At 48.4% G+C, this 15,958-nt stretch carries 11 protein-coding genes; 1 reads left to right on the top strand and 10 read right to left on the bottom strand.

Annotation, left to right across the window (positions count from 1 at the left end; all coding sequences use genetic code 11):
• Positions 1–157: 157 nt before the first annotated feature.
• The 5 genes from J3349_RS02940 to J3349_RS14025 form a co-directional block, all read right to left on the bottom strand.
• Entirely contained in the window at positions 158–1,570 is a 1,413-nt protein-coding gene (locus tag J3349_RS02940) for a relaxase/mobilization nuclease domain-containing protein (protein WP_002578945.1), read from the bottom strand.
• A 62-nt stretch (positions 1,571–1,632) separates the two neighbouring features.
• Positions 1,633–1,917 (bottom strand): hypothetical protein, encoded by a 285-nt coding sequence (locus J3349_RS02945; protein WP_002578946.1) that lies wholly within the window; start codon positions 1,915–1,917, stop codon positions 1,633–1,635.
• A 116-nt stretch (positions 1,918–2,033) separates the two neighbouring features.
• A complete protein-coding gene (gene mobC, locus J3349_RS02950) occupies positions 2,034–2,366 on the bottom strand; it encodes a plasmid mobilization relaxosome protein MobC (RefSeq protein WP_002578947.1) in 333 nt (110 codons plus the stop codon).
• A complete protein-coding gene (locus J3349_RS02955; protein WP_227612560.1) occupies positions 2,366–9,409 on the bottom strand; it encodes an LPD11 domain-containing protein in 7,044 nt (2,347 codons plus the stop codon). Before J3349_RS02955 ends, mobC begins: the two co-directional genes overlap by 1 nt.
• A gap of 161 nt (positions 9,410–9,570) precedes the next feature.
• A complete protein-coding gene (locus J3349_RS14025) occupies positions 9,571–9,909 on the bottom strand; it encodes a TnpV protein (protein WP_118199520.1) in 339 nt (112 codons plus the stop codon).
• Positions 9,910–9,952: 43 nt separating this feature from the next.
• Here J3349_RS14025 and J3349_RS14030 point away from each other — a divergent pair, with 43 nt between their 5' ends.
• A complete protein-coding gene (locus tag J3349_RS14030; RefSeq protein ID WP_021632746.1) occupies positions 9,953–10,666 on the top strand; it encodes a hypothetical protein in 714 nt (237 codons plus the stop codon).
• Between the two features lie 48 nt (positions 10,667–10,714).
• Here the strand turns inward: J3349_RS14030 and J3349_RS02960 are convergent, their stop codons facing one another.
• The 5 genes from J3349_RS02960 to J3349_RS02980 form a co-directional block, all read right to left on the bottom strand.
• The gene (locus tag J3349_RS02960; protein ID WP_002578948.1) at positions 10,715–10,921 is read right to left on the bottom strand and encodes a transposon-transfer assisting family protein; all 207 of its coding nucleotides are present in this window, start codon (positions 10,919–10,921) and stop codon (positions 10,715–10,717) included.
• Positions 10,918–11,514: a YodL domain-containing protein gene (locus tag J3349_RS02965; protein WP_207676399.1), complete on the bottom strand. Its 597-nt coding sequence runs from the start codon at positions 11,512–11,514 to the stop codon at positions 10,918–10,920. Before J3349_RS02965 ends, J3349_RS02960 begins: the two co-directional genes overlap by 4 nt.
• 13 nt (positions 11,515–11,527) lie before the next feature.
• Positions 11,528–12,373: an LPD16 domain-containing protein gene (locus J3349_RS02970; protein ID WP_002304387.1), complete on the bottom strand. Its 846-nt coding sequence runs from the start codon at positions 12,371–12,373 to the stop codon at positions 11,528–11,530.
• Positions 12,370–14,445, bottom strand: coding sequence for a DNA topoisomerase 3 (locus J3349_RS02975; RefSeq protein ID WP_002578949.1), 2,076 nt, complete (start codon positions 14,443–14,445; stop codon positions 12,370–12,372). The genes J3349_RS02970 and J3349_RS02975 overlap by 4 nt, the downstream gene beginning before the upstream one ends.
• A gap of 177 nt (positions 14,446–14,622) precedes the next feature.
• The gene (locus J3349_RS02980) at positions 14,623–15,855 is read right to left on the bottom strand and encodes an ATP-binding protein (protein ID WP_002304383.1); all 1,233 of its coding nucleotides are present in this window, start codon (positions 15,853–15,855) and stop codon (positions 14,623–14,625) included.
• Positions 15,856–15,958: the final 103 nt, after the last annotated feature.

Below are 15,958 nucleotides of genomic sequence, written 5' to 3' on the forward strand. Positions count from 1 at the left end.
TGAACATCATCTGCCGATGATGGCTACACGATTTTCAATCGTTTCTCAAAGAACAGTAGAATAAAAATTTGCCCATGGTTGAAAGCACCGAAATCGAAAAGCAAAAAAGCAGCCACGATCCGCACCCTTTGGGGAGTGCAGACCGTGGCTTTTTGCTTTAACGGAAGTTCTTCTTTTCCTCTTTCTCTTTCTCTTTTTCCTGCTCTTTCTGCCTGTCGATATTCAAAATCGTTTCAACCGTCCGTTTGGCAATCAGCAGTTCTTCTTTCTCTTTTCTGATCTGACGGTACTCAGCGTAGTCCTGCTTTTTCTGGACTGCCAGCTGATGAAACTCCTCATACAATGATTGCATGGACGGGAGCTTTGTAATCTGCAATTCATCAAAGGCTTGCTTCGCCGCTTTATGAATTGTGATTTCCTGACGGTGTTCTTCAAAGAATTTTTTGCTATATCCAGACTTGCGGTACTCGATATAAATTTGCCTTGTGTTGCGATAATTTTTGATGTGCTGCTGCAACGCCTGAACCTCAACCATACGTTTCTCTGCGACCTTGATAGAATCAGAAAGCGCATCGAACCGGGCAGACAGATTTTCAATATGAGCAGTCAGATCGTCGTAGTTGCCCAAGCCTTTTTCTTTCAGTAGGATTACCGTTCGGGCAGCTTCTTTTCGGTTGAACTTCTTCGCCCACTTTTCATAACCGACCGTCTTGCCCTCGGCCATCTTTGCCTGAATATCAATCAGCATCTGGAACTGCTTCGGGGCAGGAGCCTTGGCAGAGCCGCCTTTTGATTTGTGCAGGTTCTTGCCGGAGATAACCGCTTGAATTTCCTCTTTGCTATATCCTTCGCCCAGGGAACGCAGCCGAATGAAACGCTTCTGATTCTCGCCCTTGAACGCAGGCTGCTTTCCATCCTTGAACTCAAATCCCATGTCAGCCAGAGCCTGAACAAAGCCATCAAAGCTCTTTGGTTTCTGCTTCAGCACCGCATCAATCGCATCACATAATTCGTCACGCTGGGTACGCTTCTTGGGATAAACAGTTCTTTTCTGGCGCTCCCGATACGGCTTCGGTGTAATAATGGACAGCCCGTGTTCCAGGCAAACCATATCACTGAGTCTTTGCACCGCCAGACCGGAAAGAAAGAAGTTTTTGAATTTCCGTGTGGCATCCAGCGAGGTCGAATTATAAATGATATGATTGTGAATGTGGGATTTGTCGATGTGGGTCGCAACGATGAAAGCGTGTTTTCCCTTTGTCCATCGCATCGCTGTTTCATAGCCGACTTGGTTCGCTTCTTCCGGGGTGATTTCTCCCGGCTTAAAGGACTGGCGTATCTGGTATGCGATGATATTGTTCTTCTGCTGTCTGCCGGTAATATGCTGATACTGCCGTTTGGAAAGCAGAAATTCCTCATCTGCTGTCTTTGGATCACACTCATAGGAACTGATAAATTCGCCATCATTGGTTTTTGCGGCATTTTGTGAGTAGTCGGTTCTGTCTGCCAAACATTGAGCGACCGTCTTTCCCTTATTCACATGGAGTGCAATCAATCTTGTCGCTGCCATTCCCATCACTTCCTTCCCAAAAAGAAAAAGCCACCGGTCGGTGACTTTTCTCTGATATTATCTTATGACCTGATAAATGCTCCCAGACTTTCTCCAATATTCTCGACTTTCATAACAGCCCAGACGAGCAAGAACACCGCTGCTATTGTCGCAATTCCAAGAACCACAAGAATAAGCAGGGACTGCCACAAAGCCTTTACAATGCAGTAAATCGCAGATCCGCCAATGACCAAGAGCAATAAACCAATTACATAGGACACAACATTTGTAAGCAGATTTCCAAGAATGCAAATCACTTTTACAACGAACAGCACCGGCAGTGCCAATATCTTCAATACCAGCTTCATAGGCTCAACCCCTTTCTTTTAATTATATTGTACAAGGGTATCTGCCATAACGCAATGATGTCAACCCTTATGTAAAAGCCGCAGCCGAAACTGCGACTTCCCAACAAGTTGTCGGATTACTGGATTGAGGACAGGCGAACAAGAACTTCTCTCATGTCCGTCCAGATCTCCTCCAGCCGTTTTTGCAAATCCTCAATGTCAGCACGATAGATGCTGCCTGTTTCGTTCGCTCGCTTTGCGTACTGGTTCAGGTTGTTGGAGCAGATTCGCAGGAGCGAAACCAGGGCTTTCACATCCTGCAAATCCAGTCTGATACAGTAACCATCCAGAGCCATTTTCCGCAGATAGGCTCCCATGCTGCGGATGCCAAGCTCGTCCATCTTCTCATGGATTCGCTCGACCTCCTCCTTGGATGCAAGGAAATGAACATCCTGATCTCGCTTTGCCATTACAACACCTCCTCACGGGTTTCAGAGTATTTTGCAGGCGGGATATGCTCCGCTTTGGATTTCAGATCAGCCAACACAGAAGGACGCTCTGACTCGCTTCTTTCGTCACGATTTTCCACAGAGTCCTCCATATTCAGGGCTGCATCCAGTTCTGCCAGTCGCTGACTTTTGGCTGTCAGCTCTGCTTCCTGCGGGAACGGTTTTCCAACCTCCGCCTTGGCTGCTTCCTGCTGATTGTAGAGATTATTCAACTGCTCATTGGCTCGTTCTAAGCGCTCAAGGATGCCTGCAAGGGCATTGTCCAGTCGGGTGATATTTCCTCGTGCGTCCGTTCCAAGGGCTACTCTGTGGCTCACAGCGCCCTTCAGGGTCACATCGAACTCGTTCCGGAAACTGTCAAACGAAAGCTCCATCTGAAAGCCACGGTAACTGCCAAGAGGAACCGGATCGGCACTTTTCGTGTCCTTACAAGCCGCAAGGAGGATTTCACCGGCATCTGCCTTTTCGGTGTAGGCTTTGCCCATGATTTCCATGCCGCAAAAGCCATCGGCAATCTGCGGGTGTGCTTCCACGGTTTTAATATCAGCTTCAAAGCCATGAATATAGCCTGTCTGCTTTTCAATCTCAGCCGGGAAGTATTTCAGAAGCTTATCTTCCATACGGTACTGCTGGCTCTGGTGGTCAGCTTTCAGCACCTTCAGCCTTGCCACATCAATGTCCAAGTCCATCTTTTCCTTGATAAGCGGATTGCCGGCACACAGCGCCTTGATCTCCGCATAGGACAGCGCCTGCTCATCCACATCGTCACAGGAGCGAACCGGTGATTTGGAGGTCATAATCTGAGAAATAAACTTCTGCTTGTTTTCCAAGGTCTGATACAGGTAGGCATCGAAGGTTCCCTCGGTCACATACTGATACACCTGAACCTCTTTGTTCCGGTTGCCCTGACGGATGATACGACCGTTTCTCTGGGTCATATCAGACGGACGCCAACCCACATCCAAGTGGTGAACTGCCACCAATTTGTCCTGGACGTTGGTTCCTGCACCCATCTTTTGCGTACTGCCAAGAAGCACTCGCACCTGCCCGGTACGAACCTTGGCAAAGAGGTCTTTTTTCTTTGCCTCGGTATCTGCATCATGGATAAAGGCAACTTCTTCCGCAGGCACACCGTTTGCAATCAGCTTGGTTTTGACATCATCATAGACATTGAAGGTTCCATCATTTTTCGGTGTGCTAAGGTCGCAGAACACCAACTGGGTCAATTTGTCAGCCTGACCGTCCTGCCAGATACGCAGGATATTTCCCACGCAGGCATTGAGCTTGCTGTCAGGGTCATCGGGTAACAGGGTGTTCATTAGCCGCTGATCCAGTCCCAATTTTCGTCCGTCGCTGGTAATCTTGAGCATATTATCGACGGACGGGTCTACAATACCGGCATGAACATCTGCTGCTCTCTCTGAAAGGGAAGCCACCATATCCTTCTGGTACTCAGAGGGCTGAACCACAACCGTTTCAAACTTTGCTTCGGGAACAGGGAGATGCAACTGGTCAGAGGTCTTGATGTCGGCAACCTCCTTGAACATATTCATCAGTTCAGGCAGGTTGAAGAACTTCGCAAATCGGGTTCTGGCACGATAGCCGGTTCCCTCCGGTGCAAGCTCAATCGCAGTTGTTGTTTCTCCGAAGGTCGATGCCCAGGAATCAAAATGGGTCAGGTTCTTTTGCTGGAGCGTACTGTACTGGAGATAGCGCATGACCGTATAAAGCTCGGTCATCGAGTTACTTACTGGAGTACCGGTTGCAAAGATCACACCACGCCCGCCGGTCAGCTCATCCATATAGCGGCACTTCATAAACATATCCGAAGATTTCTGGGCTTCGGAGGTGGACAGACCTGCCACATTTCGCATTTTTGTGTAGAGGAACAAATTCTTGAACGCATGGCTTTCGTCCACAAACAGCCGGTCTACACCCAACTGCTCAAAGGTAATGACATCATCTTTCTTGTCAGCGGCAAGGAGCTTGTCCAGTCTGGCTTCCAATGATTTTCGTGTTTTCTCCATCTGCTTGATCGTGAAGTTTTCGCCACGCTGCCATTTCAGCTCCGCAATCGCACCCTCGATCTCATCAATCTGCTCCCGCAGCTGCCGTTCCTGTCGTTCGGCAGAAAGCGGGATTTTTTCAAACTGGCTGTGACCGATGATGACTGCATCATAGTCACCCGTTGCGATACGAGCGCAGAACTTCTTACGGTTTGCTGTTTCAAAATCCTTCTTGGTGGCAACAAGGAGCTTGGCACTCGGATAGAGGTGCAGGAACTCGTTTGCCCACTGTAAGGTCAAGTGATTCGGCACAACGAACAGGGATTTCTGGCTCAATCCAAGCCGTTTACTCTCCATAGCCGATGCAGCCATCTCGAAGGTCTTGCCCGCACCAACTTCGTGTGCAAGCAGCGTATTTCCACCATATAGCACATGAGCGATAGCATTTCTCTGGTGTTCACGGAGGGTAATATCCGGGTTCATGCCGCCGAAACGGATATGAGAGCCATCATACTCACGAGGTCTGGTGGAGTTAAAAAGTTCGTTGTACTTGGTGGAAAGGGTTTCTCGTCTGTGCGGATCTCTCCAAATCCAATCTCGGAACGCATCCTTGATTGCCTGCTGTTTCTGCTGTGCCAGGGTAGTTTCTTTTTTATTGAGGACACGCTTCTGCTTACCATCTGCATCTTCAATCGTATCATAGATACGAATATCCTTCAGATTCAGCGTTTCCTCCAGAATCCGATATGCGTTGGCTCGCTCTGTACCGTAGGTGACATACGCCGCCACATCGTTGTAGTTGGGAGAACTCTTACCGTTGATGCGCCACTCTGCGGTCAGCTCGGAGAACTTGACCTCAATGGAACGGCGCAAGTAATACGGCGTTTCAAAGGTTTCCTCCATGAACTGCTGAATATAATCGGCATCAATCCATGTTGCACCCAAACGCACATCAATCTCGGACGCATCCAAGTCCTTCGGCTGTGCTTTCTGCAAGGCTTCCACATTGATGTGGAAGGAAGAATCCCTGTCTGCCGCCATCTGTGCGACACGCAGCTTGCTTCTTACATCACCGGAAAGGTAATCATCGGCAGTCTGCCATCCAACTTCCACAGCATCGGGAGCCATCGGGTCTTTGAAGATCACCCCTCGAAGCTCTGCCTGAATCGCATCGTATTCTCCAGGTGTTCCAAGCAGCTGTGCCATAAACGGCAAATCCACCTTGCCACGCTCACCGATAGAGATTGCCAGAGCTTCGGACGGCGTATCCACGCTCGTCACTCTGCGTTCCGGCTTGATGGTTCGCTTGGTGAACATATCCGCCTTGCTTTTCAGATTGCCGTCCTCATCCACATTTTCCAGAGAACACAGGAGATAGTAGGAGGAATCGTCAGCAAATGCCTGACCATTGGCTCGATTATTGATAAGCCCGTTCTTTGCGGCAAACGCATCGTAGGCATCATTCAGTTCTGCCTGTTTCTGAGTAATCATTTCATCCGGGTAATCCTCAAGCTGATATTCGATCAGCTCGTTGACGATACCACGAAGTTCCACCATGCCCATCACACGGTCTTTTGCTTTCTCATTCAGGTCTACACGGCGCATCAGGGAGTTTTCACGGAAGTACACATTGCCATCCACCACGGTATAAGAGAAATTCTTTACATCCGGGGTTGCAGGAATGGTTTCGATTTCCTTACCCTTGTCAGCTTCGGGAAGCTCCACAGCCTGATAGGTTCCTTGGATGTGGGAAACTGCTTCTTTCAGAAGTTCGGACAGTTCCATGCCCTCAATGGGACGCACTGTAATGTCCATGCCGTAGGCGGTACTTTCTTCCACCGTATCGCCCAGAACCATTTCAGGATGAGCGACAAAGTAGCTGTTCATGGTGTGTCCTTCTTCGGTGCGGTCAAGGTTTACCCATTCCGGTACAATGTCAATCGGATGGTCACGCTTTTGCAGGAACAGGATGTCGGACACGACTTCCGTGCCTGCGTTTTTCTTAAAGGCATCGTTTGGCAGACGGATTGCACCAAGCAGTTCCGCCCTCTGCGCCATATATCGCCTTGCGTCAGAGTTCTTGGAATCCATGGTGTAACGGCTTGTCACAAAAGCGACCACACCACCGGGACGAACCTGATCCAAAGCCTTGGCAAAGAAATAGTTGTGAATGGAGAATCCCAGCTTGTCATACGGCTTGTCGGACACTTTGTAGTTGCCGAAAGGGACATTACCCACAGCCAGATCGTAAAAGTCTCGGCGGTCTGTCGTTTCAAAACCGGCTACTTTGATTTCTGCGTTGGGATAGAGCTTCTGAGCAATTCTGCCGGTGATGGAATCCAGTTCCACACCATACAAACGGCTGCTCTGCATTTCAGGAGGGAGCATACCAAAGAAGTTGCCGATACCCATAGCAGGCTCCAGAATATTTCCTGTTTCAAAGCCCATCTGTCCGACCGCATCGTAGATGGAGCGAATGACCGTAGGGCTGGTGTAATGTGCGTTCAGGGTGGAAGCTCTTGCCGCAGCATATTCATCTTCGGAAAGCAGGTTTTTCAGTGTCTGATACTCCTTCGCCCAATTTCCCTTGTCCGGGTCAAAGGCATCTGCCAGACCGCCCCAACCGACATAATTCGACAAAATCTCCTGTTCTTCGGTAGTGGCGTTCCTGTTCTCGCTTTCCAGTTTGAACAGAGTTTCAATGGCTGCGATGTTTCTTGCGAATTTCTGCTTCGGTCCACCTTCACCGATGTTGTCATCCGTGATGTGGAAGTTCACCGCAGGAACAGGTGGGATTTCTCTGGTGGTGATGGACTGCTCAAGCTGAGCGATAATGTCCATGACTTCGGCATTCTGCCATCCGTCCACCTGGGCATAATCCTGAATGATGGTGTCCTTTCCATCTACGCACTGTACGAAGTCCAGACTACCCGGCAGATCTCTGGTATTCATTGCACCCAGGGCTTTTCTCTGCGTGTCAGGAAGTGCATAGTAGGCTCGCAGGGCATCATCAAAGGAACTGTATTCCTTGATGTCCAGCGCACCCCGCTTCTGAATGTCCTCGGCAACATAAAAATGATCGATGAAGTGTTCCGGTTCCTGCTGTTCGGGTTCCGCACTGGCTCTGACCTGTGCGTGTGCCTTTTCGTCAGGGTAGTCCCCATAGATACGGATGCACTTATGCTCCTGCTGATCGTAAACGGCAGCACCATCGTACTTGAATCCGTCATCCTCCATGGTTCCGTCCACATAGCCCTGGGCAGCTTTTTCCGCTTCTTCCAGAGTGTAGTAGTCCAGTTTATCATCGAAGCCGTTTTCAAAGTGATGGTAGGCGGCAACCAGATAGCGGGGAGCCATGCGCTCCTCGTAGCTGTTAATCATCTCAGGTGTCAGCCATTCTGGTTTGTCGGGAATCATTTCATACAGCTCACGCATCTTGGCAATCTGTGCATGGCGGTTGCCTGCCCACAGATGCTTTTCGCTGTGCTGTCCTGCACCAAGGAAGTATTCGCAGTCCATACGCAGACGGTCTAACAGCTGATACTCAGGGGTGTAGTCCCTCGGTTCGGTTTTGCCCAGAAAATCCTCTGTAACGGGCTTTTCTTCGGTTTGGGCATCAACCCTTACCGCATGGTTTCTTTCGTCCTGAGAGAGCATACGCTCGAAATTCTCACGATTCTCGGCACGGAAGATGGGATAAGCAAGCGTAGGGTCACGCAGCTGAACTTCTCTGTCCGTGATCTGCTCCACACGGAAAGCTGTATCGTCCAGATATACCGTGTCACCGACCTGATAATTCCATTTCGGTTCCTCGGAAGCAGATGCTTCCACAACTTCGGCAGGCTCTGCCACAGGCGCTTCTGGCTGAACCGACTCCATCGCAGCTACGGACTGACGAACTTCCTCCAAATAGTCATTGGCAAGCCATTCGTCCGTGAAGTATTCCGTAACGCCTTCCGGGTCTACATAGTAGTCATCGGTCTGATTATCCCAGATCGCATACTCGCCATCCTCGGTATCAATCACTGCGAAACGGTCATAAACATCTTCCAACGGATCAGTTTTAGCTTCTTCGATAGCCTGTCGTTCCGCTTCTTCCTCCGGGCTGAGGTAGCGTCCCTTTCGTATCAGACCGTCGATTCTCTGCACCACCTGCGCCCAGGACATCTGCAATTTATCGCAACCGCTCTTGGTGTAAGCAACACCCTTGGCATCGTGATCCTGACCGCTGTGCGTTGCACCAGAGCAGGCATGGGAATGACCACCGGTTCCGTATTCATGCTTCAGGAAGTCCATCTTTTCCTTGGCAGAATGATTCTCCTGCCAGTAGTTATAAATACGGGCTTTACCACCGGAAAAGCCGCTTCCACGGGTCAAGTCTGCATTGACTTCATCATCCGTAATGAACTGGCGGACAAGGGGCATCTGCATCATATCGGTCTGATACTCACGCAAAGGCATATTCAACTCATACAGCTGTTTCTGAATGAGATTCAGCTTGTGATAGTGAAAACGAAGCAGATCGGGATTTTCCGCAAGGGTTTTTCTAAATTCCGAATACTGCTGTACCAAGGTTGCGTGGAAACGAGGGTCATCCAACTTTTCAGCCAAGTCTGCGGTTTCGTCAGGGAAACCACGAAACGGTTCCTGATGAAGAATTGCCAGATAGTTGCTGGAACGGGCTTCTTCACTCAAATCGTGATAAAGATGCCACAGGGATTCTGCCAACTTCTGACGCTCATATCCGGATGCTTCTACCAGTTCCACATTAGTTGCGAACCGACCATTTTCAAGCAGTTCTCCAATGCGCTCGGCAACCGTTTCCCAAGAAACGATCTGCGCTCTGGGGCTGTCAATGGCAGAGGAACCTTTGGCAAGGTGGATACCGTCCTCGGCATACCACGCACAGATATTCCCGCTATCTTCTTTCAGACCATAGCCGCCGTGATAGACCTGCTTTAAGGTCTGAACGATTTCTTCCAACGGCTTCTGCTTCATATATTCCAGCGCTACGACTTTTCGGGCTTCATCGGTATTGCTACCAAGCAGAAGGAAGTGGTCGATTTCTTCCTGGGCAAAAGAAAAAGCAGAGGGCGTAAAGCTCTCTGCTCGGTCGATAAAACTGATTTGTTCATTTTCGGAGAGGAAAAGGTTCAGACTCAGCTGTTGATAAGCTCCGTCATCACGACTTCCTCCGCCTGTGCTTTCAGGCTGTTCATGTGCTGCACCCACGCCATCTGCTGCGTTTCCTTGTCCGGTGCGGGGCTGTCCTTCAGGTACTGCTCCATCAGAAACTCCACTCTGGCTTTCGCTGTTTCCTCGATCTCCCACAGGTGCGGGAACAGGCTCTCCGTCAGAATCATGTCGTTCAGGAGCATCGGATTGTTCTGTTCCAAAAATGCTCGACGCATCCTGCCGTACTTGCCCAGAGGTTTCTCTCCCTCGTTCTCCAACTGAAGGTTCGGAATCTGATAATCTCCGGCCTGTCTGTAAGTCATCTCGCTCATAATCTGTACTCCTTTCGGTAGCTTTAATCTGCTCATGTTCTCCAATCGCTTTTTCGATTTCCTGAAACATCCTTGTGCTGATGGCATTCACCGCAGTACCAAGGGCATTTACCGTCTGTCTGGTGTTAAAATCAAACACCTTCTGGAAATCCTCATGCTCGAAGTAGTTGTCGGGACTTTCCACGAACCGGCAATACATCGTATAGGATACGCTGTTTGCCACCGCATTTTTGAAAGCTACTTCGATGTTGAGTTCATCATACTCCTCAAGGAAGCTGTTGGCAACGATGTCGAGGAACTGCTTTTTGTAATCGTCCCAATACTCAGCCGCCAGTGCGGATGCAATATCTTCAAGCTGTGCTTCCAGTACCCCGTCAGCGGCAACACCGAAGGTACGCTCCATCGCTTCCATGACATAGGAGCGGTTTTCAGGCGTCACCTCCCACGGTTTCAGTTCCGGGGAAGAACGGCGAACGCCGGTATCCGCCACATCAAACACATAGCGCAGATACGGTTTATCCCTGTTCATCACAAACAGAGCAATGCCGGTAGAGCCACGCTTTACATATCTGCGGTAATTTTCAGCGTTCCAGTCCTCATAGGGCTTGCAAAAGGTCGCATTGGGGCGCTGAGCATAAATCATCACCTGTTCCGGATAGGTGAACTCATAGTTGCGGGACATCGTTCTCAAAAACGAAGTCCAGTTATCTGTGTTCGAGGTGATTTTCCCAATCGTTTCTTTTGCTAATCCGGAATAAAATCGCTCTTTTGCGTTCATTGTATCCCTCCAATCCTATCAATCCGGATAAAGGTTCAGCTTCTCAAAGGCGGCATCGTCCATGGCTGAAACTTTACGGAGAACCGAGTCTGCCAAAGCAAAAAGCTCTGACTCGTCCTCCGAAAGCTGTTCCTTCATCAGTGTCAGTGCTTCACACAGCCCTGACCTTGTGCCAGGGCTGTAAAGCATCATCATGTTCCGCTCATCCTGTGTGAAATCCATCATTCAATCTCCCTTTCCGGGTGGCTCTTGGGCGGCTTATGGGAAACATCCGGCACGGGCTTTTCCTTTAACTGCTCCAACACCGAAGGACGTTCCTCTAATCCGGACGCTTTTCCGTTATTGATGATACCGTCAATCATCCCATAATCATCTTCCATTGCCATCTCTGCGTTTTTCAGGTAGTTTTCGGACTTCATAAAGTTTTCCAGCTTCTGAAACCCAACAGAATCTACATAGTGAAAGGATACCTCACCGACTACCTTTAAGGCTACGATGTCGCTGACCGACATACTGTGACCATGGAAATCATCCGGGTGGTCAATATTGAACTTTACATACAAATCTTCCAGCTGCCGATTCACATCCTCGGACATAGAAATGGAGCCATGATAGACCACCTCGTAACGGTCAATCTCAGGCTCCATTTCTTTCTTCTGAAGGTAGCTGTAATTTGCAAACATGAGCGGGATATTATCGTCTACATCTTCCCGCAGCTGAAGAATCGCATAGGAATCCGTGGGGCTTTCCAGAAAAGCAACCATTCTGTCATCCGGGGTGGTATTTCCGTGAACATCATCCCATTTTTCGTTTTTCATATCCGTGTCCTCCTTATCGTTCAGGCTCTTTGCGTTTGGGAGAGGGACTGGCAGGCGCAGCTTTTTCTGCGGCCTGTGCCAGTTTTTCCATGACCGACTCACGCTTCGGAGAGTCGAGCTTATCCAGCTGACTTTTCAGCACTTTGGCAACCTCAACCGCAGTTTCCTCACGGGCTTCTTCAATGGCTGTATTCAGGAACTCACGATACGGAGCCGTATTACCAGCGGCAAGATCTGCCTTGATTTCTTGGATATGCGCCTGCACATCATCGACCTGATCCATATATTCATAGGGGTCGAAGTTCTCTGCAAAACGGTCGAGCTTAAAAGCAAGCTCAGCGATAGGGTCATTGACCACCACCGCCTGTCTGCCGACTTCAAAAGCCTGCTCCATGACATCCTCATAGAACATTGCCCGCAGTTCCCGGCGCTCCAGCCCGAAGGATTCCAGAATATCCCGGCGGACTTCGAGCATGGACAGTTCAGGGTTATCAACCTGACCGCCATCAATCTCGTTGTAGTTTTCATCCAACAGGGTGTAGTCGTAACCATCTTCGCAGGTCTGCACCGCAAGGATTCTATCCTTTCCGACCTTCCATGCGGCTTCATCGCCCATAATCTCAGGCTCCGGCATATAGCTTGCGCCGTTGCGCTCCATAATTTCTGCAAACTGGCAGATATGAAACACATTGTATCCGATCTGCGTATGATACTCGTCAATGAAGGTGCAGGGCTTCACAACCATTTCATCCGGGTAGTGAATCTGCACACAGCTGCCATCGGGGATATGAAACAAATCCTTATAATGGCTGTCGATAAATCGGATTTCCTTACCATCCGGGTTGTACTCATTTGTCATTTGCGCTTTCCTCCATTTTCAAATTCCATACTGAACTTCGTTTTGCCATCATCTGATACCTCCATAAAGACGGTGGCATCAAAGGTGTTGCCCGTTCTTTCGGACTTGCAATTCTTGAGCTTTACCTTGCCGGAACCAAGCAATTTCTGCGCCGTGGCAGAAGTCATGCTCTTGCCGATGCTCGCAAAGTAGCGATTGTTTTTCCAGAGGGCAAATTTGCAAGCTCTGTTGGAACAGAAAAATGCCTTGGCTTTGTCCTCTACAGCACTGCCGCAGAGCGGGCATTTGCCGATAGAATTGGCTTCTTTCGACATCATAACCTCGGAATCACGGATTACTTCATAGTTCTGAATCAGACCGGCAATCACATCTTTGATCTCGTCCATAAAGTCCTCGCTGGCATATTCGCCTTTCTCAATGAGCAACAATTTTTCTTCCCAATCCGCCGTCATGGATGGGGACTGAATCTGTTCCGGCATGACTGTTACCAGAGCCGTACCCTTGTGGGTCGGAATCAGGTGTTTGGTTTTCTTATCACCCTTACGCTCCAGAAAACCGATGCGAACCAGCTTCTCAATGATACCGGCACGGGTCGCAGGCGTTCCCAAACCTTTGCGCTCCACCTCATCAGGCATTTCGTCCGCACCGGCAGTTTCCATAGCAGAAAGCAGAGTATCCTCGGTAAAGTGTTTAGGGGGAGATGTTTTCCCTTCCTTGATTTCCGTGCCGCTGACGGTCATTTCGTCACCAACGGAAACAGAAGGGAGTGTCTGCACGTTTTCGTCGGATTTTGTCGAATCATTTTTCTGAACCAGAGCTTTCCATCCATCCTGCACAACAGTTTTGCCTTTGGTGGAAAACACGGTACCGCCACAGTCCAGCTCAATAACTGTCTCTGCGTATCGGTGCGGATCGCCAACAGCTACGCACAACCGATTCGAGATCAGTTGCAAAATTGCAAGTTCACCCTTGGGAAGTTCGCTCAGATTGCATTTCTGCAATTCTCTGGTCGGAATGATGGCATGGTGATCTGTGACCTTTTTGTTATTCACAACCTGCTCTGCATGAACTGGTATGTTATCCACATCCTCCACGGGGAATGTGTGGAAAGCCAGCTTTACGAGGTCGGTCAGGCTATGTGCCATATCTTCCGTCAGAAACCTGCTGTCGGTACGGGGATAAGTGACCAGTTTCTTTTCATAGAGGTTCTGCGTGTAGTCCAAGGTCTGCTGTGCCGTGTAGCCAAGCACACGGTTGGCTTCTCTCTGTAAACTGGTCAGGTCATAGAGCGCAGGCGGCTTTTCTGTTTTCTCCTTACATTCAGCTTTCTGAACGATTGCCACCGAACAGCTTTGTTTGACAGCTTCGGCTGCTGCCTTGGTTTTGAAGCGTTCGCTTGCAGCCGTAAAACCATCCAATCCAATCTGAACTGTGTAGAACAGTTCAGGCTTGAATGCGGAAATGGCAGCTTCTCGCATAACAGCCATAGCAAGGGTAGGGGTCATAACACGACCAACATTCAGGGTCTGCCCGTAAAGGGTCGAAAAAAGTCGAGTAGCGTTAATACCAACAATCCAGTCGGCTCGTTCTCGACACAGTGCTGCTTCATACAAAGCATCATATTCCGTTCCAGACCTGAGATTTTCAAAGCCCTCCTTGATTGCTACATCTTCCATCGAGGAAATCCAAAGCCGCTCAAACGGCTTTCTGCACCCGGCTTTGTGGTACACCAACCGAAAGATCAGCTCGCCCTCACGACCGGCATCTGTTGCACACACAAGACTCGCAACATCTTCTCTGGCCATGAGCTTTTTCAGAATCCCAAACTGTTTTTTCGTACCGGCAGAAACCTCATACTGCCAGTCCATCGGGAAGATAGGAAGGTCTGCATAAGCCCATTTGCTGTACTTCGCATCATAGACTTCCGGCTGTGCCAGCTCCACCAAATGCCCTACACACCAGCTGACCACATATCCGTTTCCCTCTAAGTAGCCATCCTCACGCTTGGCAGCACCTAACACTTTGGCAATACTCTGTGCAACCGAAGGCTTTTCAGCCAAAACTAATTTCATTTGCATCTGCTCCTTTCACAAAAAAATAAGCAGCCACACACCGTAGTGCATGACTGCTATGTAAAAAGTTCGGAAAGGATTTTTGCAACCTGATACAATTTTCTGTTCTACAATCTCCGTCATAATAAAAATATCTCCATCATTTCAAAAGAGAATGACGGAGATATTTCACCTTGCTTATTCTTGTAGCAACCAATCGGCTATATCGTGAATTTCGATTCCTTCATAGCTATATTGGGGATGTTTGGTTCTGGCAATAATCATTTTCGGATAAGCGTCTCGAATCTGAAGCAGAGGAGAGCATTCTCTCTCAAATGTTTCCTGCCCGGAAATGTTGTCGCTGACCTGAATATAAATCTTTTCGCTACCTCTCTGAGCAACAAAGTCGATTTCCTTTTGATAGAGCTTGCCGACATAGACATCATATCCACGGCGAAGAAGCTCGATACAAACAACGTTTTCATATACTCTGCCATAGTCTATATTTCTGCTTCCCAGTATTGCATATCGAATACCGCTGTCACACAAATAGAACTTTTCAGAGCTTTCAAGGTATTTCTTACCTCGGATGTCATATCTCTTAATATCATAAAATACAAAAGCATTGCACAAATACTTAATGTACTTGCCGACGGTTACATGATTGGTTGGAGTCTCATTTGCTGTCAGTAGCTGACTGACCTTATTCGGAGAAGTCAGGTTGCTGATATTATCCATAAGGAACTCGCTCAGACGTTGTAAAACCAAAGTGTCCGGGAGAGTATATTTCTGTACCAAATCCCTTGTAACAATCGTTTCGTAGACCTCTTTGATATAGTTTGTTCTGTCTTTTTCGGTTCTATAAGCATAGGAACCTGCTAAACCGCCCTTGATAGCGTACTCATCAAAGAGCTTATCTTTGTCACTAATATCATCATAATACTGGCAATATTCCTGGAAGCTGAAAGGAAACACATGAATTTCAATATAGCGTCCGGTAAACAGAGTTGCCAGATCTGCACTCAACAGGAAAGCATTAGAGCCTGTTACATAGATGTCGTATTTTCCCTTAGAGTACAGGCTATTGATTGCCAACTCAAACTTGGGACACATCTGAACCTCGTCTACAAACAGGTAGTTCGTTTTTCCTTCCTGATAATGTTCTTCCACATAGGCGTGTAAGGCATGGTATTCCTTGATTTCTTCATACGCCAAATCCATGAAGTCGATGAAGATAATATTGATGTTTTCAAAATTGCTTTTCAGATACGCAATATACGCCTGCATCAATTTGGACTTACCAGATCGACGAATGCCCGTGATGATCTTGATGTCAGGAGTACCATTCAGTTCAATGATTCTATCGAGATATTTTGCTCTCGTGATTGTTTTCATATAGTCACCCGCTTTCAAAAATTGAAGTTTTTTCATTTCTCGAAACCGCTTCGCTGTACTTATTATACTGTCTGCTAATAGTATATGCAAGATGTCACTTTCAAAAACGCAAATTTTTTTATTTTTTGAAAGCGGAAAC

Source organism: Faecalibacterium sp. Marseille-P9590 (assembly GCF_017377665.1).
Lineage (GTDB): Bacteria > Bacillota > Clostridia > Oscillospirales > Ruminococcaceae > Faecalibacterium.